Consider the following 19,960-nt stretch of genomic DNA (forward strand, 5'->3'; position numbering starts at 1 on the left):
CTACAAATTAATGAATTTTAATTTTCTTATGTGGAAGCCATAAAAAACTTATATGGCTCAGTAGCTCAGTTGGTAGAGCAATGGACTGAAAATCCATGTGTCGGCGGTTCGATTCCGTCCTGAGCCACTTTTTACTATGAAATGAATTTTGAATTTTAGTACGCCGGTGTAGCTCAACTGGTAGAGCAACTGACTTGTAATCAGTAGGTTGGGGGTTCAAGTCCTCTTGCCGGCACTGTTTCACATATATGGAGGGGTAGCGAAGTGGCTAAACGCGGCGGACTGTAAATCCGCTCCTTAGGGTTCGGCAGTTCGAATCTGCCCCCCTCCACCATTCAACTTTATAGGGGCATAGTTTAACGGTAGAATAGAGGTCTCCAAAACCTTTGATGTGGGTTCGATTCCTACTGCCCCTGCCAATTAAAAATATCGTGGCGGTTGTGGCGAAGTGGTTAACGCATCGGATTGTGGTTCCGACATTCGTGGGTTCGATTCCCATCAGTCGCCCCATTTATTTTTAAGGAAATATATTATTATTGGGCTATAGCCAAGCGGTAAGGCAACGGACTTTGACTCCGTCATGCGCCGGTTCGAATCCAGCTAGCCCAGCCATTTTTTTAAACATTACTGCATCTCTTGCATAACATATAAAGAGTTCAGGATATATAGATAGATCGCGGAAGTAGTTCAGTGGTAGAACATCACCTTGCCAAGGTGGGGGTCGCGGGTTCGAATCCCGTCTTCCGCTCCAGTTTTATGATGGCGGCATAGCCAAGTGGTAAGGCAGAGGTCTGCAAAACCTTTATCACCGGTTCAAATCCGGTTGCCGCCTCCATATAACTACATCCTTGCCGGGGTGGCGGAACTGGCAGACGCACAGGACTTAAAATCCTGCGGTAGGTGACTACCGTACCGGTTCGATTCCGGTTCTCGGCACCATTTATACAATGTTTTGTCAGCTTGGCAAACGGATACGACTCAAAAGTGTGGGTTCGTATTTTTTATTTCCATTTTTAAAATTTACTTTGCCTGAGTGGTGGAATGGCAGACACGGTGGACTCAAAATCCACTGCCTTCGCGGGCGTGCCGGTTCAAGTCCGGCCTCAGGTATCAAAGAAGACCTCGTACATGTAAATGTATGAGGTCTTTTTTCTATTTTTAGAAGCTATTTAAAAGAAGTTAGAAGAGTATCTAAGTGAAAAAAGTACGAAGCATAAGCTTATAACGTACATTAATACCATACACAAAACAACAATCCTTGCGAAAACATCCTTCATTTAACTAAATATAATTACAGATTTTTCTTATTAATAAGTGAACTAATTCCTCCTTTTCGTCAATAATAGTTATATTAGGTGAAGAAGGTGGTCGATCATATCAATGGTAGCGCTAAATATAACATCTGAAATTGGATTACTAAAAACTGTTGTCCTTAAAAGACCAGGGAAAGAGTTGGAAAATATCATACCGCAAAATGTCGAGCGATTATTGTTTGATAACATTCCCTATTTACATGGAGTACAAAAGGAACATGACATATTTGCAACCGTTTTAAGAGATCATGGGGTAGAGGTACTTTATTTGGATCAATTAATAGAAGAGACACTAAGTATAAAACATGTAAAAGAGTCTTTCATCAGTCAGTTTTTACTTGAGAGTAAAGCTCCTTTTGATGATAATATGATTGGTCAAAGAATTAATGAATATCTATTATCCTTATCTGTGCATGAGCTAGTGAAAAGTCTGATGTTTGGAATCCGTAAAGAGGAAATTATGAATGAGAAGAAATCACATCTACATGAATATATAGAAGATGCTTTTCCTTTTTACATACCGCCACAACCAAATCTATATTATATGCGTGATCCAGCTTTTGTAATAGGAAATGGTATCACATTACATAATATGAAAGATCAAAATAGACAGAGGGAATCAATGTTTTTTCAAGCTATTCTAAAATTCCATCCTCAATTTAGGAAACAAGAGATATCTGTTTGGCTGGATCGTGATTATCCGTTTTCACTTGAAGGTGGAGATATATTAATTTTAAATAAAGAGACGATTGCGATTGGTATTAGTGAAAGAACTTCAGCTAAAGCAATTGAACAACTTTCAGTTAATTTGTTTAAACAGCGAAGTGGATTTAAACGGATTATTGCAATTAGCGTACCAAAGTCAAGAACATATATGCACCTTGATACGATCTTTACAATGGTTGATCAAAATAAATTTTGCATTGACCCAATTTTATTAACTGAGAAGATTTACACTATGGAGGTGGTAACTGGTTCCACTGAAGTAAAGGTCGCAGAGGAAACTGACCTTGAATCAACGTTAAAAAGAGTTTTGAATATTGACGAAATAGTCTTTATCTATTGCGGTGGTGGTGATAAGATAGCTACCTTGCGAGAACAAGGGAATGATGCAACCAATACGTTAGCTATATCGCCAGGTGTTGTGGTCACATATGATCGAAATGAAATTACTAATCATTTACTTCGTCAAAATGGTGTTAAGGTTCTTGAGATACCAAGTTCAGAACTATCAAGAGGTGGAGGGGGTCCACGGTGTATGTCAATGCCGTTAGTTAGAAGGGACCTATGAAGTTTTTATGTTTACGCATATAGAAGAACCGAAGGTAGACTTTAGATACAGGAGTCGATCTCGGTTTGTTTATTGAAAAGTCTAAGGTCAAAATAGTGTACCTTTTTGGTCAATTCAGTTTATCGTAACAACTCGAATAGAGATTTATAATAGTGATAGAAAGTAAGCGTTTTCAAAAAACATAGACTGTTAGGTGGTGTTAGTCGGTGAGTATGAAAGTAAGTGAAAAAACAATTGGGACAAAACAAGATTATTCGCCTCTAGAAATTCAAGCAAAAAGAAAAGTACGAATGAAAAAGTACCTATCATATGCTGCTTTTGTAGGTCCGGCTCTTTTATTTTTTATTATCATTCAAATAATTCCTTTCTTTATGGGTGTTTATTATTCTTTTACATCATGGAATGGTGTTAGTTCAGCGGTTGAATGGGTCGGTTTTGAAAATTATATAAAAATATTTACAGATGATATGAAGTTTTTCAATTCCTTTTTATTCACAACGAAGTTTATGTTGGCTGCAGTATTTATAAGTAATATTATTGGTTTTGGTTTTGCCTTACTGCTAAATGCTGCATTAAAGACAAAGAATATTCTAAGGACTGTCTTTTTTATTCCTAATGTAATCGGTGGTTTATTACTTGGTTTCATATGGCAGTTTATCTTTGTAAAGGGGTTTGCTTCGATAGGAAATATGACGGATATTGGATTTTTTAAACTACCTTGGTTAGGTGATGAGACAACTGCATTTTGGGGGATTGTCATCGTCTTTGCTTGGCAGATCAGTGGTTACATGATGGTCATCTATATTGCTGCATTGCAAGGAGTAGATACATCTTTGTTAGAGGCTGCAAAAATTGATGGAGCATCAAATTGGGCGATGTTAACTAAAATCATTATTCCGTTAATATTACCGGCATTTACGATTTGTTTCTTCTTAACGATATCAATGGCATTTAAAATATTTGATTTGAACCTGTCACTAACGGGTGGCGGTCCGTTTAATTCTACAGAATCTGTAGCGATTAATATTTATCAAGAAGCTTTTATGAATAATAGATACGGCTTGGGTACAGCAAAATCAATTTTATTCTTTATTGTTGTTGCAGTGTTTACGACAGTACAAGTAACATTTACAAAGAAAAAGGAGGTTGAGGCATAATGAATAAAAAGTATACGAAACGCACATTTCTATTAGAGATTTTTGCGATTATGCTTGCCTTACTCTTCCTTGTTCCGTTTTACTTTGTCTTAATTAACTCAGTCAAAGGCTTTTCTGAAATATTAATAGATGCAGCAGCGTTACCAAAAGTAGTTTTGTTCAGTAACTATGCAAAAGTTTGGGAGATTATTAGTTTTCAAGACGCTTTTCTAAACTCATTAGTCATTACTGTTTTTAGTATCGCAGGAATTGTTGTGATTAGTTCAATGGCTGCTTGGAAAATGGTGAGAACACCCGGAAGGCTCAGTAAGATTTTATTTCTATTCTTTGTATCAGCGATGGTTATTCCTTTTCAAACAGTCATGATACCTCTCATGAAGCTAGGGGGAGCATTAGGGATCATGAATAGCCTACCAGGTATCATCATTATGTATTTTGGATTTGGCGTTTCATTATCACTCTTCTTATACCATGGATTTATAAAGACAATCCCACAAGAAATAGAGGAATCAGCTCAAATAGATGGCTGCAGTCAATTTGGTGTCTTTTGGAGAATCGTGTTCCCATTATTAAAACCAATTACTGTAACAGTAATCATATTAAACACATTATGGATTTGGAATGATTACCTGTTACCACTTCTCGTTTTACAGGACTCTGAATTAAGAACGATTCCATTAGCAACTAGTTCATTCTTTGCTCAATATACGAAACAGTGGGATATGGGACTTGCAGCACTAGTGTTGGGAATTGCACCAATTATTGTATTCTTCCTTTTCTTACAAAAACATATTATTAAAGGAATTGCAGCTGGATCTATTAAGTAACTGCACTGTTACCCTATTATATATTGGGATTACTAAATTCTAGTATGAACATTTATATAAAATAAATAGAAAATATCAAGGAGGTCAATCGATTATGAGAAAATTCTTCCTATTAAGTATTTCAATGTTATTAGTTCTTGGGATTTTGGCTGGATGTAATTCGAACAAAACAGATAAGAGCAGTGGTATTGCAGATTCAAATGAAAATGGTGAAACAGTTACGTTGAACTTCTTCCAATTTAAAGTAGAAATAGCTGATCAGCTCCAAGAAATGATTAATGAATTTGAAAAGGAACATCCAAATATAAAAGTAAAGCTTGAAAGTGTAGGTGGTGGTGCAGATTATGGTGCTGCATTAAAGGCGAAGTTTGCATCAGGTGAAGAACCAGATATCTTTAACAATGGTGGATTTAAAGAGCTTGAACTTTGGAAGGAACATTTAGCAGATCTTTCTGGTGAGCCATGGGTTGAACATGTACTACCTATTGGAAAGGTTCCGATGACAGATACAGATGGAAAGCTCTATGGAATGCCAGTAAATCTTGAAGGATACGGATTTGTCTATAACAAAGATTTATTTGAGAAAGCAGGTATTACAGAAGCACCAAAAACCCTTTCAGAGTTAAAAGAAGCTGCACAAAAGCTAGAGGATAATGGAATAAAAGCATTTTCTGCAGGATACGGTGAATGGTGGGTAATTGGACAACATTTATTAAATATTCCTTTCGCACAACAAGATGATCCAGATGCATTTATTAAAGGCTTATATGATGGAACTGCTTCATTTGTAGATAATGAGCAATTTAAACAATTTAAAGAAGTAATTGATACAGAAATTAAATATGCTAATGGTAATCCATTAACAACAGATTATAATACACAAGTAACATTATTTGCTTCAGGAGAAACGGCAATGCTACAACAAGGAAACTGGACTGAAAATATGATTTATGAAGTTAATCCTGAGTTAAATATGGGCTTCCTACCAATACCACTTAATGATGAAGCAGGTGCTGATGTTTTACCTGTAGGTGTACCGAATAACTGGGTATTAAATAAAAAATCTGAACATCTAGAAGAAGCGAAAACATTCTTAAATTGGATGGTATCTTCAGAAACAGGTCAACGTTTTATAACTGAAGAATTTGCTTTTATCCCAGCATTCGATAATATCGAGGCAGCGGAATTGGGAGGTTTAGGTCAATCAGTATTGGATTATTCAAAAGAGGAAAAAACGATACCATGGACTTGGTTTAAGTGGCCAGATGGATCAAACAAAGAGTTTGCAGCAACAATCCAGGAATATGCCGCTGGGAAAATTGACTATGATCAATTGTTAGAAAAATTTCAAGCAACCTGGGATAATATGAAGTAAACTAAAGTGGGCATGTCTATCATAGGCATGCTCTTTATATTATTAAGTCTTTTTTCTAAAAGTTTATGGCTCTAGTACTAATAAATTGAAGCAACCTTTAGAGGGAAATCAGAGTAATTTAACGAAAAGAGCACGATGATATACTTAAAACGTGTACATGAGTCGTTTGTAAGTAAAACAGCCCATATTAAAAACGAATATCACTTTTTATGAGAGGGCTGTCTATTTTCGGTTTAATTTGGATAGACAATTCATATTGTGCTTCTCTCTTCTGCCTTTAGGATCTTTTCTAAATGAACAAGAAGATAAGGTTAAGTACATAAGGTTTTATAAACAGTGGGGAGGTTCCATATGTTTAAAACGAGTATACGAAACAAGCTAATTGTACTTCTCCTACTAATAACAATTGTTCCATTTGGAACCTCTATTGTGACAACTTATTTATATACAAAAGAGTCATTAAAAGATCAGTTTGTTCAGGAAAATGTCAACCTTTTATATCAAGGTAAAGTAAATCTAGAAGGGTATATGAATGAATTAAATAACCTAACATTATCGTTTTACAACAATCTTGATTTTATGAATTATTTGCAGAACAGTCATTCAGAAAGTGAAGACTATCTTTCAAGAGAGACTGTTAAAAATGTCATTCTTACGATTCTTTATGCCGAAGAGAATATTAATCGAGTTAATATTGTTTTTGAAAAAAGCAATCAAAATGTATCTGTATCGAAAAGATCTAGCGTTGTGTTTTCCCCATTAGTCAAGAATCTTGATAAAAAAAATTATGAACAGGCGAGAAATAATCCGAAATTCATCTATATTGAACCTATGCAAGTTATCAAAGAAGAAAGCGTTAAAAGAGAGAAAGAGAAACGTAGAGATGTCTTTACCTTGCATAGGGCATTACAAGATATACCTTCAAATGAATTATTAGGGTATATATCTTTAGATATTGCCCCTGATAAAATTCTAGACATTAGTGAAAAATTATATGATAAGGATAAAGAAGAATTCTATCTCTTAAGTAGGGATGGGGAATTAATTTATCAATCAAATAACGAAGTATCTGAAGAAGAAGAATGGATATCAAGTATTATACGTACAAAACATTCGAATGGCACCATGGAATGGGAGAAAGATTCATTTAGAGGATTAATGATGTATGATAAGCTAACTGATTCCACAGGTGGTTGGATTTTAGTTAAACGAATACCTTATACATCTGTATTTGAAAGTGCTTTGGGTGTAGCGAAAATCAACATTTTATTTGGTATAGTAGGTCTTTGTCTTGTGATTCTAGCTACTCTTTTTGTATCATTTAAGATTACATCACCCATTAGGGTTTTACTACAAAATATTAAAAAGGTCGAAGATGGTAATATGAATGTCCATTTCAAATCTTTGGGGAATGACGAAATTGGGGTTTTAGGTGATCGGTTTATCCAAATGATTGGTAGGATAAATGAATTAATTAATCGAGAGTATAAGCTAGAGCTTGAAAATAAGACAAACCAATTAAAGGTTTTGCAATCACAGCTAAATCCACATTTTTTATATAATGCTTTACAATCAATTGGTACATTGGCATTAAAGAACAATGTTCCTCAAGTGTATACATTGGTTACACATCTTTCAAAAATAATGAGGTATGGAATGAACATTGATGAGGATTTGGTTCCATTATCAAAGGAAATAGACTTTATTAGTGCATTTCTTTTACTGCAAAAGGAAAGATTCGGTGACCAATTTGAATATTCCTTACAATTTGATCAGAAAGATATGAGAATCATGATTCCAAAGATGATCCTACAGCCTATTATTGAAAATTATTTTAAGCATGGATTTGATAGTGGCAATGATTTGACTGGTCAGTTAAAGATTATTGGAAAAAGGGTAGAAGCAGAAGAACAATTATTGATAAATATTCGTGATAATGGTAGGGGAATCAGTGAAAATCGTCTTAATGAAATAAATCAATCGTTTAGGCAGGCTAAGCAGAAGATGGTAAATGACAGAACAAATATAGGGCTAAATAATGTCTATTTACGTTTAAAATTATATTTTGGCGAGAGCGCTACTTTTCAACTAAACAATCATGCTGATGGTGGATTATCGGTCACGATCAAGCTTCCATTAGATAAAGGGGGTACATATGAAAGCGATCATAATTGATGATGAAAAGCATGTAAGAGAAGGATTACTGCTCTTAGCTGATTGGAAGCGTTTTGGTATTGTCGAAATATTTGAAGCTAGAGATGGTGAGGAAGCTAAAGATATTATTGTAGAGAAGCAACCAGAGATCATTTTTACTGATATGAATATGCCGAAAATTGATGGAATTGATCTACTAAAATGGCTCCATGCTGAAAATTTTGGTTGCAAGACAATTGTCATAAGCGGCTATGATGATTTTCATTATATGAGAAATGCGATATATTATGGGAGCTTTGATTATATATTAAAACCAATCGAACCAGATATTTTAAACGAAACCATTGAAAGAGCTATAAAGGAATGGGAGAGAGAGGAGATTGTACGGAAATCTACATTAGAGAATTCAAAAGTGATGAATGAGGTTAAACCGTTATATTGGGATCATATCTTTTCAAGTATCATAACGAAGCCAAGGGTACCTACCCATGTTATCGATCGAATACAAAAGGAATTCGGGGTAGATATTACTTCTGTTCAAAGTGTCATTGCTATTCTGTCTACTCATTCTATCAATTTAGAGAATTTCAATGGCGATAAAGATCTAGCCCTTTTTTCACTCTTAAATATTTGTAATGAAATCATTTTCACTGATCAAAGTGGTGTTTGTTTTAGAAACGTGAATGAGGAAGATGAAATCATCGTTTTATGTTGGAAGCTAGCGGATCTACCCATAGTCATTGAGCAAATTCAAAGGTGTATTTTTACTTATTATGGGATGAACATTACTGTGGCAATTGGTCAAATATCACAGCATTTTCAGGAATCCTATCAAACAGCTTTTCAAACACTGATAAAACATGATCTCGTAGGAGCAAATGGTATTGTTTCATCTAAGGATATTTCATTTAGCCCATTACTTCATCTATTGGATTATACACAAAATATAATGTGGGCATTGCAAAGTGGAAGCAATGAACAAGTGGATGAGTTGCTATACGGTATCTTTCAAACATTACAAACAGAGCATATTCTATCCTTAGAACAAATAAACGTGTGGGAAGAGCAATTTGAGTTATTAAGAAAAAATTGGGTGAAGGAATATGAGATTAGTGAAGATAATCCTTATTATTCTGGTTTAGATTACTGGAATGCGGATGGCACATTTTCATTCGAGAAATTTAAGGAAGAGAAACAAAAGCAATTTCATGAACTAATTGATCTTCTCTGTAAGATGAAATATCAAAAGGGGAAAAATAGTATCCAAGAAATAGAATCGTATATAAGCAGAAACTATGAAAAGGATATAACCTTGCAGGATATAGCTGAACGCTTTTATTTAAGTCGAGAGTATATCTCAAGAAAGTTTAAGCAGGAATATAAAGAGACGATAACAAATTATATAGCAGCTATCCGAATAGAAAAGGCTAAGGAACTCCTGGAAAATCCACATTTGAAAATCTATGAAATTTCGTTTAAAGTCGGCTATCAAAATGAACGGTATTTTAGCAAGGTATTCAAAAAAAGTGTAGGAATGACACCTAATGAATACCGATTCTCGATAGTTAAAAAGGAATAAATCTAAAAAATTTGAAGAGGTTGACTGAACCCTAGGGAGTCAATCTCTTTTTATGTGGACGTTATGAAAAAATATCGAAATTTGCTTTCATTTTAAGGAAGCTGTTTTAGTAAATATAGTTGTTTTTCGATTTAGTCTTATCTAACAGTATAAAAAGACCTTTTCACTCATTAGAAATCAATATTAAGGTCATATACATACAATATTGAAAACAAATAAAGGGAGAATGTTATGCTTGTTACCCTATTGTTACCAGTTGTTGAGCCATATGGAAGTCCTTGGACATTTTTTGATCCGCGTGCAGGTTATATACGAAAAACAGAATTCTTTAGATGGATAGCATCAGTTGATGAAAGAAGTAGACCTTATCACCATGTTCAATTACTTAAAATTGAAGATATTGAGAAACATCAAGTTACGTTTGTAGAAGGAGAACAACAATCTCAAACCAGTGTTACACCAAGTAATCCGACTGTATAAATAAAAACGGGGTCTAATTTGAGCTACCAATACGGTGGCTCTTTTTGCGAACTGCGACAATACAAAATAATGAAAACTCCAATCACACTTAAATAATTTCATAATTACTTAACTATAAGAAGGAGTGGTTTGGTGGAAAAGGAAATAATATCATAGATGAAATGCTTCCTCTTCTCGATATTATTACAGTATAAAAATTCTGGTGAACCTACTAAAACTAGCTACAGAGGTCCAATTACTTTTTTGATTTACCAATTAATTCATCTTTTCCTAATTCCGTGCGTAATCTGAAATATTCTTCTGTAAAATTATCGAGAGCATTTTAATAAGTTTCCATCAAATAACTTCCAGTGATTCACTGCCTTAGATGGACGCCCGGTCAAAAGATTTAGTCGAGAGAAATCTCATGTATGATCTATCTTTTTCTCTTATTTGGTATTAATCAATTCATCAATTATTTGTATAAAAAAGAGAATAGGTAAAATAATAAACATATTACATAATGAGAAGTAGGGGACACATGAAAACAGTGGAAGTAAATAAAGATATTCTTCAAGTATATTCTAATTTTAATCACGCTTTTAATTCATTTGTTGATAAATGGAAACAGGAAATATTGTTCACTCCTAGATGGTGGTTAGGCTTATTTTTAAGTACTTTACCTTGGGTTCTATGGTGGAAATTACACAACCGAGAATATACAGGTGATCTACTTCGAGCAGGTTTTTTTATGGCTATTATTTCTTTAGTACTTGATTCAATTGGGCTACAATTCAGTCTATGGATCTATCCGTACAACATCTTTCCTTTTATAACCGGATATTGTCCATGGGATCTCACCTTATTACCTGTTTCTACAATGTTCATGATTGAGTTTAAGCCGCAGTGGTCACCATTTTTAAAAGGGGTAATATATGCAATATTTGCCTCATTTGTTGGTGAACCTATAGCTATGTTTCTAGATTTATATAAGCCAATCCATTGGAGTAACTTCTACTCTTTCCCTATCTATATTTTGTTATTTTTACTATCAAACAAAATAGCAAAAAGTAAATTGTTTAATTCTAGATACGAATAAGTACTTAAAATAAGTCCTTTTTTATTCGATTCTTATTCTTTTTGTCTTTTCGTTTGATAATTTCACTGATTTCCTTACCCTTTCTTACTTTACATTTATCTGGAATGCGTATTAGAAATAAGTTTTTGGAAACATTAATTCTAAGTAAATAAACAATAAGGTGGAAAACCATGTCGATCTTAGAATTAATATTTAGGTTGTTTCTTGCGTTTGTTACTCTACTTACGTTAACCAGAATGATGGGTAGAAAAGAACTTTCCCAAATGACTTTTTTTAATTTTATATCTGGCATTTCGATTGGTACAATTGGAGCATCTCTTGCTATTGATTCAAATCTAAGTGTACTTAATGGAGTAATAGCTTTAGTTGGTTGGAGTGCTTTTACTATTGCCCTAGGACTTATAGATATAAAATCGAAAAAAGCTCGTAACGTCATAGAAGGTGTACCAAAAATCCTCATAAAAAAAGGTCAAATCATGGAAGATGAACTTCGAAAAGTACGTTTAGATGTCGATGCATTGAATTCTTTACTGAGAAAGAAAAATATATTTGCTGTTTCTGATGTTGATTATGCAATTTTTGAAACAGACGGAAATCTGACAGTTATGAAAAAAGAAACTCAACAATCTATAACAAAATCAGATATTTATATCCAACAAAATAAACCTACTCTTTTTCCTATTTCTACTGAAGTTATTTCGGACGGTAAAATTGTTACTTCAAACTTAGAAAAATTAAACCTAAACAGACAATGGTTGGAACAGCAATTACAATTAGTCGGAATCAATTCTATTTCTGATGTTTTTTACGCTGAAGTTCAAAAAGATGGATCTTTATATATCGATAATAAAAATGATATGTTACATTAAATTCAAAAATTTTATGATTTTGTCTAGAATAATAATAACTTTCCGTTTGATAATTAATTTGCATGTAATTGACCTACGTTTTCCGAAAGTTCTCTAATTCCTCATATATATACATATAAAGAACAAGCTTCAATTATAATACTCATAGCCTCACGATATGCGGAGGTTGTTTTTCTGACTGCAATTTTAAATATTCCTGTTCTAGATACTTTCTGAAAAATCTATTCATTGTTAAAGTTCATCCTACATGTTATCGAAGGAATACTAAACACTATTTTCACTTCTAATGGAGCAAAACATCAAGTATTATCTTGATTAATAACCACCTCTAACAAGTTATGTGCAGGTTGTAAGAGTTGATCATTGTTTCTTGTACATAAAGAAATCGGATTTCTTAATTCAATCCCATCTATCTTTACTTTTGCTACTTCTCCACGGTCTATATACTCCTTTACTTCTAGAGAGGAAACAAATGTTACTCCGTAACCTTCAATCACCGTTCTAATGGTTTCATTTAATCCATTAATCTGTAATCCAATGACTGGCTCCTGAATGTTGTTCATTTTACAAAGCGACACTAACTGTTCTCTTGAAAAACTGCCTTCTTCTCGAAACACAAAAGGTTCTTTTACAATCTCAGCTAATGTAATGGTTTTGAATGCAAACTTATGATCTTTATGTACTACGAACAACATGTCATCTTCAAATAACTCTGTACTGCTAATGAGTAGATTAAACTCTTTCCTTCCACCAATGAAAGCTATTTCTGCTTCATAATTGATTAGTTGCTCGATTGCTTTTTGGGAATTAGTTGTCGTTAATTCAACTTCAACATCAGGGTGTTTTTGTTTATAACGAGCAATCCATTTTGGCAATAGAAAATTTGCGGGTAGATAAGTTGCGACGATACGTAGTTTACCAACAGAACCATTTTTGTATTGATCAATGTAAGTTGCAACTTCTTTCTCAAGAGAAAAAAGTCTTTTTGCTTGCTTAGAAAGGTGACGACCAGCTTCGGTTAAAAGGATACCCCTCCCTTTGGGGGCTAATAATAATAAACCGATTTCTTGTTCTAATTTTTTTATTTGAGCTGATACAGCAGGCTGACTTATATTAAGTTCTTCAGCAGCACGGGTAACATTTCCTTTTTCAGCAACTATATGAAATAGTCTTAATGCATGAAGATTCATTCTATCATCACTCCTTGATTCATAAATGAAATTTATGAATATATAATAAACATATATTAGATTTATCAAAAACTTTCCTTTATTCTAAAATTATAAAAGATAATTATCAAGGAATTTATTTATAGTGAGGTGAGAGGGGCATAAGAAGCCCTGATAATAATGAAATTAGTATGTGTCGATTGTGGTGAGGCGTTATCTTCAGGTGAGTTTGAATATAATTGTAAGTGTGGCGGGTTATTTGAAGTAGTACATGATTTTAAAAAATATGATACTGAATTATTAAAACGATTATTTAGAGAACGACTTTCTGAACGGATGACTCCTTACGCGAGTGGAGTATGGAGATATAAAGAACTAATTTCCCCTGAGCTATCAGATGACTTTATTGTCACAAAGTATGAAGGAAATACAGGGCTCTACTCTTCTGAATTACTACAAAAGTATACAGGTGTAAGAAAAATTTTTTTAAAAGCACAAAGTGAGAACCCTAGTGGTTCATTTAAAGATAATGGCATGACTGTAGCTGTTTCTCATGGGAAATCTTTAGGATATAAGAAGTTTACATGTACTTCAACTGGAAATACTTCTTCTTCATTGGCTATGTATGCTTCAATTGCTGGTGCAGATTCCTATGTTTTTGTTCCTAATAAAGACATTTCTTTAAATAAAGTATTGCAGACCTTAGCATATGGAGCAAAAGTATTTAGCGTTGAAGGAAATTATGATGATGGAATTCAATTTTTAGAGAAGCACAGCAGTGATCTGGGTCTATATATTTGTAACTCTGTTAATCCATTTCGAATTGAAGGACAAAAAAGTATTATTTATGAAATAGCACAAAATTTAAACTGGAAGTTACCAGAATGGATTATCGTACCTGGAGGAGCTTTAAGTAACGCAACGGCATTAGGGAAAGGATTGCAGGATTTGTTTATGCTGGGGTTTATAGATAAAATGCCGAGAGTTGCAGTTGTACAAGCAGAGGGGGCGAGTCCATTTCATAAGATGGTAGCTCAAAAAAAACAAGAACTTACCCCTGAGCGTTTTCCATACACTCGAGCTTCCGCCTTAAATATTGGTAACCCACCGAGTTGGAAAAAGGCTCTAAAAACGTTAACACAAACAACTGGAGTTACCATATCGGTATCGGATGAAGAAATTCTTGATGCAAAAGCAGTAATTGACAAAAGTGGAATTGGGTGTGAACCCGCATCCGCAGCAACTATTGCTGGCCTTCGTAATTTAATTTCACAAAAAGTAATAGATAAAGACGAGTCTGTATTATGTATCATAACGGGAAATATTTTAAAGGATACTGATACTTTGGATTTCTACCATTCAGGTGAAAGTACTACTTCAACTTTTAGAAACACAATACAGGACGTTGTTTTATCCTTTCATACTATTAAAGGATTAGTTTTATAAGTATTATTTTCTTTTGCAGGTTTGTTCATTAATATAAACGATGTATTTAACAACTACTTTGTTACAGAATTCTGGTTTTGACTAAGAAATGGGATGAAGATTAATATTAAAGTCTTTTAAGATTATCTTGAAATCTAGTCTTCTGTTAAAGGCCGCTTTAATGGAATAAAAAGGAGAATACATATTAGACATGTCTAATATGTATTCTCCTTTTTGGGTTAGGTCCTGATAATATGTTCCATTAGGTATATCAATGCTTGTATATCATTTTACTCTGTCATCAACGCATAAATAATTCAGATCGAAAATGCATCATTAGATTTATGAAGCAACATATGTAGCCTGTCTTCGTGCTTTTTGGTAAAAGACTAAGCAATTTTCTTTTAAAATTACTTAAAATTGTATATAGAATAATCTAGTGACCTTTTTTTAGACTTAATCGCAACAAACTGTTAGAAATAGGCTTTAAAGAAACACTTCTTGCGCTTCTTCTTTTACGAAGGAATCTACGATATTATATTAGGTTACTCTCCTATTTCTAAGATTTAAGTATCCAAAGATAATGATAGAACCCATCCGAAATCAATAGTTAATGAATAAGATATAGAATACCGATATAGGGGGGAGTAGTGTGAAAGATTCAGAATTGAAAATTCAAGAGGTGGCAATCAAATTGAAAGAGATTGGTCATAAGCTAGAACATTTTGAAGACATCCATTCTAGTCATCTTGATGAAAATGATGTTAGAGCGCTTGTTGATCGAATTTTAGTAGAAAAAGAATTCGCAACAAAGATAGAGATAGAGAGCGCGATTAATGAACATCACTTGCAGTTAGTCAAATGGATAATTGTAACGGGAATAAGTGTTATTGCTGTGATTGTTAGCTTCATGCAGTTTATATAATATAAAAAGCATGCAGGTTATCTAGAAATCAGATAGCCTGCATAATATGTGTTATTAAATTACAGATATGATGCAATTAAGTCAGCATGACCGTCAAGGCTGTATTCACCAAATTCATTTGGTAGTAGGAAATGATCGCCCTTCTTAAAGCTGTAGCGATTCCCTTCTTTTATTATTTCGCCTTCACCAGCAATTACACTTACTAATGTAAATGGTTTTTCCTGTAATAGAGTTGCATTGCCAGAAATGCTCCACTTTTGAACAGTAAAATAAGGACACTCTACATAAGTGGTAATCTCCACATCTTCAATTTGCTCCGTACTTGGTGATACTTCTGTATGAGAAGATGGAGTCTCTGTTACCTCAATACTTTTTTCGATATGTAGTTCTCGTAAATTCCCATCTGCATCCTTGCGATTAAAATCAAATACACGGTAGGTTGTATCAGAGTTTTGCTGAGTTTCTAGAATGATCGTACCAGCACCGATTGCATGGATCGTTCCACTTGGTACAAAAAAGAAATCACCTGGTTTAATTTTTACTCTACGTAAGAGTTGATCCCATTTACCAGCTTTAATTAATTGTACTAATTCTTCCTTTGTTTGTGCATGATGACCATAAATAATTTCTGCACCATCTTCACAATCAACTATGTACCAGCACTCTGTTTTACCTAGTTCACCATTTTCATGGACTCTAGCATACTCATCATTAGGATGTACTTGGACAGATAAATCTTGATTTGCATCAAGAATTTTCGTTAATAGAGGAAAACGATCGCCTTCAATATTTCCAAATAATTCACGATGTTTATCCCAAAGATCACCCAAGGTTACCCCTTCATATTCCCCGTTTTTAACGACACTTTGACCATTAGGATGTGCAGAAAAGGCCCAGCACTCCCCAGTTGTGTCTGAAGGGATACTATAATTAAAGGATGTTAATTGTGTACCACCCCATATTCGGTCTTTAAATATTGGATTAAAAAAAAGTGGTTCTCTACTCAAAATTAAAACTACCTCCTTCTATCTTTTACCTATTCTATTTTATGCTAAAAGATAGAAAAGGTAAAAGAAATTATTAGGATACTAAAGCCAGAAACTTTTCTAATGCTACTCGACAAAGTTCGCTCGTTTAATTAAAAAATTTGTTGATTGCTGACGAGACTCTTGTTATAATATTAAACATGGTCTTGCGGGTGTAGTTTAGTGGTAAAACCTCAGCCTTCCAAGCTGATGATGAGGGTTCGATTCCCTTCACCCGCTCCATACATAATAATTGGCTGCAACGCAGTGTTTCGTTTCTTAGATAAACGAGGCATTGCGTTTTTTAATGCGTTTTGCTACTTAGCTAAAGTGATGCACCTATCTAAATAACTTGATAACTTGCATTTCCACCATGTATTTGGGTAAACATGGTTGATAACGCCTGTAATAATTGGGTTGCACGGTCTTTACTTAATGATGGCTGAAAATAGATAAGATGGAGTGCATGTTTTGTGTTCTCAGTAACTGCTGTTCGTTTCGAATCTAGATAAGGACTACCAAATGGCCCTTGAAGATCCGCAGATACTAATTTTTTATTCAAAGATACTTCGCGCTCATTAATCGCAAAATAGGATTCTTGATCATGTCCTATTTTTATCGTAATATCTCCGTTAAACTTGTCTGTATCATAAATTCCCAAGGGAATTTGATATTGTAATGATAAAAAGTTATTCAGGTCTACAGCAGAATTCACATTTTGTAGATATTGTTGTTTTTGGACACGACGATAAAGTGCTTCATTAGATGGCCGATAGCGGCTCGGATCGGTACCAACTAACTTGAAAAGTTTTCTCCACTCGTTTATTGCGGGTATTTCTGTTACACTCTTGTCAGTATAGTCAAAGTAAATAGACTCCTGAAACAAACGCAATCGACCTTTTAGCATTTGCGGAGAATCTGAGATATGAATACCTTCGTAACGGACAACTCCGACCTTAAATTCAGGAATCAACTTTTTTAATTCATCACTAATAATAATTTCCATTATTTTATACCTCCACAATGGTAGTGTTCTTATTCTATCATAATGGAAGCAAGATTCATTATCATCAGCTTAACACCTATACAGAAGAAGGGAGGGAAAAGGTATGAATATAGAGCAATTAAAGCGTGAAGTCATAGAATATAGTAAAGAAATTGGCATAGATAAAATAGGATTTACCAGTGCAAATATGTTTGAAGAATTAAAGCAAAGACTGATTACGCAACAAGAGTTAGGCTACCAATCTGGTTTTGAAGAAAGTGATATTGAGAAACGGGTAACTCCAATAAAACTATTGCCTAAAGCAAGCTCAATTATTTCGATTGCTCTTGCTTATCCTTCGAAGTTGAAAAATGCACCAAAAAGTACGAGAGAAGATAGACGTGGTATTTTTTGTCGTGCTTCATGGGGGCAGGATTATCATACAGTGCTCCGTGACCGCTTAGGGAAATTAGAGGCATTCTTAAAAGAGAGGATACCAGATATTCAAATAAAATCGATGGTTGATACTGGTGAGCTTTCAGATCGGGCAGTAGCTGAACGAGCAGGAATAGGTTGGAGTGGAAAGAACTGTGCGATCATTACTCCTGAATTTGGTTCTTATGTATATTTAGGCGAAATGGTTACCAACTTTCCCTTTCCTCCAGATTCACCAATGGAGGATCAGTGTGGAAGCTGTACAAAGTGTTTAGATGTTTGTCCCACTGGTGCACTTGTTCAAGGTGGTCAACTTGATTCGTCTAAATGTATTGCATTCCTTACTCAAACAAAGGGTTTTTTAGCTGATGAATATCGGACAAAAATTGGCAATCGAATATATGGTTGTGATACATGCCAAACTGTTTGTCCGGTTAATAAAGGGAAGGATTTTCATTTTCATGATGAGATGGAACCTGACCCAGAAATCGCTAAACCTAAATTAAAGCCACTGCTAACGATAAGTAATCGTGAATTCAAAGAGAAATATGGATCAATATCTGGTTCTTGGCGAGGGAAGAAACCTTTGCAACGTAATGCGATATTAGCACTTGCTCATTTTAAGGATACGACGGCATTACCGGATTTAATTGACTTAATGCATCAAGACCCTAGACCTGTGATCCGAGGAACAGCTGCATGGGCAATTGGGAAAATTGGTGGCCCAAGCGTTGCCGAGGAATTGGATAAGGCATACGATATTGAGGAAGATGATGAAGTGAAGGCAGAAATTACAAAAGGTCTAGCTTTTATAAATACGAAATAAATGGTTATCTACTATGAAAAGGTAGATAGCCATTTTATTTTTTAGCCGATTTCTTTTACTAAAAGTTTGTTCTCTCAGACTATTTGAGGCGATTTTCAAAAGAATAAATAAGTAAATAAGCGAAATGAGACGAACTGGTGCTTCTTTCAACTTTTATAAAAAATCTATTATTCGACAAATATCAATGTAAGGCAACCAGGTATTGGAGCGTGGAATGAAAGGGGCGAATTAGCATGAGATATATTTGCACGCGGCTTTTTAAAAATGTATTGACATGAAAAATAAAGGTATGGTATTATAAAACATTTGCTAATAAAATGTATGTGTGTTAAGATAAATAGGTTACCATACATGGAGGTGGATTATTTGTTTCAAATCGGCGATAACATTGTTTATCCAATGCATGGAGTAGGTATAATTCAAGCAATAGAAGAAAAAGAAATATCAGGAACTAAGCGACTGTATTATATTATTAAAATGACAATTAATAATATGGAAGTAATGATCCCGACCGAGAAAATGCTGAATTCAAGTATACGCCCGGTAATTAATATGAATGCTTTAAAGAACATCATTCATATTTTTCAGAATGGGGAATCAGATGGATCACTTATGTGGAAACAACGGTATAAAATAAATTCTGAAAAAGTAAAAACAGGTAAAATGCTAGAAGGTGCTGAAGTTGTACGCGATTTATTGCGGATGGAAAAAGAAAAAGCACTGAATGGTAGCGAAAAAAAAATGCTAAGTAAAGCACATGAATTTTTAATTAGCGAGCTAGAACTAGTTGAAGGAATCACTGAAAATCAAATTAATAGCTTCAGCTAAAAATCAAGCTTTATTAAGAAATCTATCCGAATGACTTAAATACAAAAATTAACTGGCGATAACTCCTTTTGAAAAGTCATTCTAAACTCTCAACATCTCCAACATCATTTTTACAGTAGTAACCTCTTTGTGAATTCTACACGTACATCCCATTTTCACAGACACCAATCCTAAATATGATGATTAAGTTATAAGATCATGACTTAACCTAAAAAGGCT

At 34.2% G+C, this 19,960-nt stretch carries 16 protein-coding genes and 11 tRNA genes; 24 read left to right on the plus strand and 3 right to left on the minus strand.

Annotated elements, in window-relative coordinates:
- Window positions 1-54 precede the first annotated feature (54 nt).
- From AC6CHR_RS22515 to AC6CHR_RS22605, 19 genes are all read left to right on the plus strand, one after another.
- Window positions 55-127 (plus strand) — tRNA-Phe (locus AC6CHR_RS22515).
- 35 nt (window positions 128-162) lie between these two features.
- A tRNA-Thr gene (locus AC6CHR_RS22520) sits at window positions 163-235 on the plus strand.
- 15 nt (window positions 236-250) lie between these two features.
- Window positions 251-334 (plus strand) — tRNA-Tyr (locus AC6CHR_RS22525).
- An 11-nt stretch (window positions 335-345) separates the two neighbouring features.
- Window positions 346-419, plus strand: a tRNA-Trp gene (locus AC6CHR_RS22530).
- Window positions 420-434: 15 nt separating this feature from the next.
- A tRNA-His gene (locus AC6CHR_RS22535) sits at window positions 435-510 on the plus strand.
- A 27-nt stretch (window positions 511-537) separates the two neighbouring features.
- A tRNA-Gln gene (locus AC6CHR_RS22540) sits at window positions 538-612 on the plus strand.
- A gap of 64 nt (window positions 613-676) precedes the next feature.
- Window positions 677-751: transfer RNA gene (locus AC6CHR_RS22545), tRNA-Gly, on the plus strand.
- Window positions 752-761: 10 nt separating this feature from the next.
- Window positions 762-835: transfer RNA gene (locus tag AC6CHR_RS22550), tRNA-Cys, on the plus strand.
- 15 nt (window positions 836-850) lie between these two features.
- A tRNA-Leu gene (locus AC6CHR_RS22555) sits at window positions 851-939 on the plus strand.
- A gap of 88 nt (window positions 940-1,027) precedes the next feature.
- Window positions 1,028-1,110: transfer RNA gene (locus tag AC6CHR_RS22560), tRNA-Leu, on the plus strand.
- Between the two features lie 270 nt (window positions 1,111-1,380).
- A complete protein-coding gene (locus AC6CHR_RS22565; RefSeq protein WP_498251305.1) occupies window positions 1,381-2,604 on the plus strand; it encodes an arginine deiminase in 1,224 nt (407 codons plus the stop codon).
- Window positions 2,605-2,894: 290 nt separating this feature from the next.
- On the plus strand, window positions 2,895-3,761 hold the full coding sequence (locus AC6CHR_RS22570; protein ID WP_498251359.1) for a carbohydrate ABC transporter permease: 867 nt from the start codon (window positions 2,895-2,897) through the stop codon (window positions 3,759-3,761).
- Entirely contained in the window at window positions 3,761-4,588 is an 828-nt protein-coding gene (locus AC6CHR_RS22575) for a carbohydrate ABC transporter permease (protein WP_498251306.1), read from the plus strand. The genes AC6CHR_RS22570 and AC6CHR_RS22575 overlap by 1 nt, the downstream gene beginning before the upstream one ends.
- Before the next feature lie 94 nt (window positions 4,589-4,682).
- Window positions 4,683-5,963: an ABC transporter substrate-binding protein gene (locus AC6CHR_RS22580; RefSeq protein WP_498251307.1), complete on the plus strand. Its 1,281-nt coding sequence runs from the start codon at window positions 4,683-4,685 to the stop codon at window positions 5,961-5,963.
- Between the two features lie 351 nt (window positions 5,964-6,314).
- A complete protein-coding gene (locus AC6CHR_RS22585; protein ID WP_498251308.1) occupies window positions 6,315-8,138 on the plus strand; it encodes a sensor histidine kinase in 1,824 nt (607 codons plus the stop codon).
- Complete coding sequence (locus AC6CHR_RS22590) at window positions 8,119-9,696, plus strand: response regulator transcription factor (protein ID WP_498251309.1); 1,578 nt, start codon at window positions 8,119-8,121, stop codon at window positions 9,694-9,696. Before AC6CHR_RS22585 ends, AC6CHR_RS22590 begins: the two co-directional genes overlap by 20 nt.
- Before the next feature lie 231 nt (window positions 9,697-9,927).
- Window positions 9,928-10,176 carry a hypothetical protein gene (locus tag AC6CHR_RS22595; protein ID WP_498251310.1) on the plus strand — a complete coding sequence of 83 codons (249 nt, stop codon included), beginning with the start codon at window positions 9,928-9,930 and terminating at the stop codon, window positions 10,174-10,176.
- A 520-nt stretch (window positions 10,177-10,696) separates the two neighbouring features.
- Entirely contained in the window at window positions 10,697-11,254 is a 558-nt protein-coding gene (locus AC6CHR_RS22600; protein WP_498251311.1) for a CBO0543 family protein, read from the plus strand.
- Window positions 11,255-11,424: 170 nt separating this feature from the next.
- A complete protein-coding gene (locus AC6CHR_RS22605) occupies window positions 11,425-12,123 on the plus strand; it encodes a YetF domain-containing protein (RefSeq protein ID WP_498251312.1) in 699 nt (232 codons plus the stop codon).
- Window positions 12,124-12,422: 299 nt separating this feature from the next.
- Here the strand turns inward: AC6CHR_RS22605 and AC6CHR_RS22610 are convergent, their stop codons facing one another.
- Window positions 12,423-13,313 carry a LysR family transcriptional regulator gene (locus tag AC6CHR_RS22610; RefSeq protein ID WP_498251313.1) on the minus strand — a complete coding sequence of 297 codons (891 nt, stop codon included), beginning with the start codon at window positions 13,311-13,313 and terminating at the stop codon, window positions 12,423-12,425.
- Window positions 13,314-13,472: 159 nt separating this feature from the next.
- Between AC6CHR_RS22610 and thrC the strand changes: the two genes are divergently transcribed.
- Both thrC and AC6CHR_RS22620 read left to right on the plus strand, forming a co-directional pair.
- A complete protein-coding gene (thrC, locus tag AC6CHR_RS22615) occupies window positions 13,473-14,738 on the plus strand; it encodes a threonine synthase (protein ID WP_498251314.1) in 1,266 nt (421 codons plus the stop codon).
- Between the two features lie 631 nt (window positions 14,739-15,369).
- Window positions 15,370-15,642 carry a hypothetical protein gene (locus AC6CHR_RS22620; RefSeq protein ID WP_498251315.1) on the plus strand — a complete coding sequence of 91 codons (273 nt, stop codon included), beginning with the start codon at window positions 15,370-15,372 and terminating at the stop codon, window positions 15,640-15,642.
- Between the two features lie 59 nt (window positions 15,643-15,701).
- Here the strand turns inward: AC6CHR_RS22620 and manA are convergent, their stop codons facing one another.
- On the minus strand, window positions 15,702-16,649 hold the full coding sequence (gene manA / locus AC6CHR_RS22625; protein ID WP_498251316.1) for a mannose-6-phosphate isomerase, class I: 948 nt from the start codon (window positions 16,647-16,649) through the stop codon (window positions 15,702-15,704).
- Window positions 16,650-16,836: 187 nt separating this feature from the next.
- Between manA and AC6CHR_RS22630 the strand changes: the two genes are divergently transcribed.
- A tRNA-Gly gene (locus AC6CHR_RS22630) sits at window positions 16,837-16,910 on the plus strand.
- A gap of 100 nt (window positions 16,911-17,010) precedes the next feature.
- Here the strand turns inward: AC6CHR_RS22630 and AC6CHR_RS22635 are convergent.
- Complete coding sequence (locus AC6CHR_RS22635; protein ID WP_498251317.1) at window positions 17,011-17,673, minus strand: B3/B4 domain-containing protein; 663 nt, start codon at window positions 17,671-17,673, stop codon at window positions 17,011-17,013.
- Window positions 17,674-17,776: 103 nt separating this feature from the next.
- On the opposite strand from AC6CHR_RS22635, the gene queG reads away from it, so the two are divergent.
- Together queG and AC6CHR_RS22645 are read left to right on the plus strand one after the other, a co-directional pair.
- Window positions 17,777-18,913 carry a tRNA epoxyqueuosine(34) reductase QueG gene (gene queG, locus AC6CHR_RS22640; RefSeq protein WP_498251318.1) on the plus strand — a complete coding sequence of 379 codons (1,137 nt, stop codon included), beginning with the start codon at window positions 17,777-17,779 and terminating at the stop codon, window positions 18,911-18,913.
- Between the two features lie 351 nt (window positions 18,914-19,264).
- A complete protein-coding gene (locus AC6CHR_RS22645; RefSeq protein ID WP_498251319.1) occupies window positions 19,265-19,741 on the plus strand; it encodes a CarD family transcriptional regulator in 477 nt (158 codons plus the stop codon).
- Window positions 19,742-19,960 lie beyond the last annotated feature (219 nt).

Source organism: Metabacillus sp. GQ13, from assembly GCF_059758525.1.

Bases quoted from the DNA above. Each gene is read 5' to 3' on its own strand.
- AC6CHR_RS22565 (WP_498251305.1), top strand. From the start codon at position 1,381: ATGGTAGCGCTAAATATAACATCTGAAATTGGATTACTAAAAACTGTT.
- AC6CHR_RS22570 (WP_498251359.1), top strand. From the start codon at position 2,895: ATGAAAAAGTACCTATCATATGCTGCTTTTGTAGGTCCGGCTCTTTTA.
- AC6CHR_RS22575 (WP_498251306.1), top strand. From the start codon at position 3,761: ATGAATAAAAAGTATACGAAACGCACATTTCTATTAGAGATTTTTGCG.
- AC6CHR_RS22580 (WP_498251307.1), top strand. From the start codon at position 4,683: ATGAGAAAATTCTTCCTATTAAGTATTTCAATGTTATTAGTTCTTGGG.
- AC6CHR_RS22585 (WP_498251308.1), top strand. From the start codon at position 6,315: ATGTTTAAAACGAGTATACGAAACAAGCTAATTGTACTTCTCCTACTA.
- AC6CHR_RS22590 (WP_498251309.1), top strand. From the start codon at position 8,119: ATGAAAGCGATCATAATTGATGATGAAAAGCATGTAAGAGAAGGATTA.
- AC6CHR_RS22595 (WP_498251310.1), top strand. From the start codon at position 9,928: ATGCTTGTTACCCTATTGTTACCAGTTGTTGAGCCATATGGAAGTCCT.
- AC6CHR_RS22600 (WP_498251311.1), top strand. From the start codon at position 10,697: ATGAAAACAGTGGAAGTAAATAAAGATATTCTTCAAGTATATTCTAAT.
- AC6CHR_RS22605 (WP_498251312.1), top strand. From the start codon at position 11,425: ATGTCGATCTTAGAATTAATATTTAGGTTGTTTCTTGCGTTTGTTACT.
- AC6CHR_RS22610 (WP_498251313.1), bottom strand. From the start codon at position 13,313: ATGAATCTTCATGCATTAAGACTATTTCATATAGTTGCTGAAAAAGGA.
- thrC (WP_498251314.1), top strand. From the start codon at position 13,473: ATGAAATTAGTATGTGTCGATTGTGGTGAGGCGTTATCTTCAGGTGAG.
- AC6CHR_RS22635 (WP_498251317.1), bottom strand. From the start codon at position 17,673: ATGGAAATTATTATTAGTGATGAATTAAAAAAGTTGATTCCTGAATTT.
- queG (WP_498251318.1), top strand. From the start codon at position 17,777: ATGAATATAGAGCAATTAAAGCGTGAAGTCATAGAATATAGTAAAGAA.
- AC6CHR_RS22645 (WP_498251319.1), top strand. From the start codon at position 19,265: ATGGAGGTGGATTATTTGTTTCAAATCGGCGATAACATTGTTTATCCA.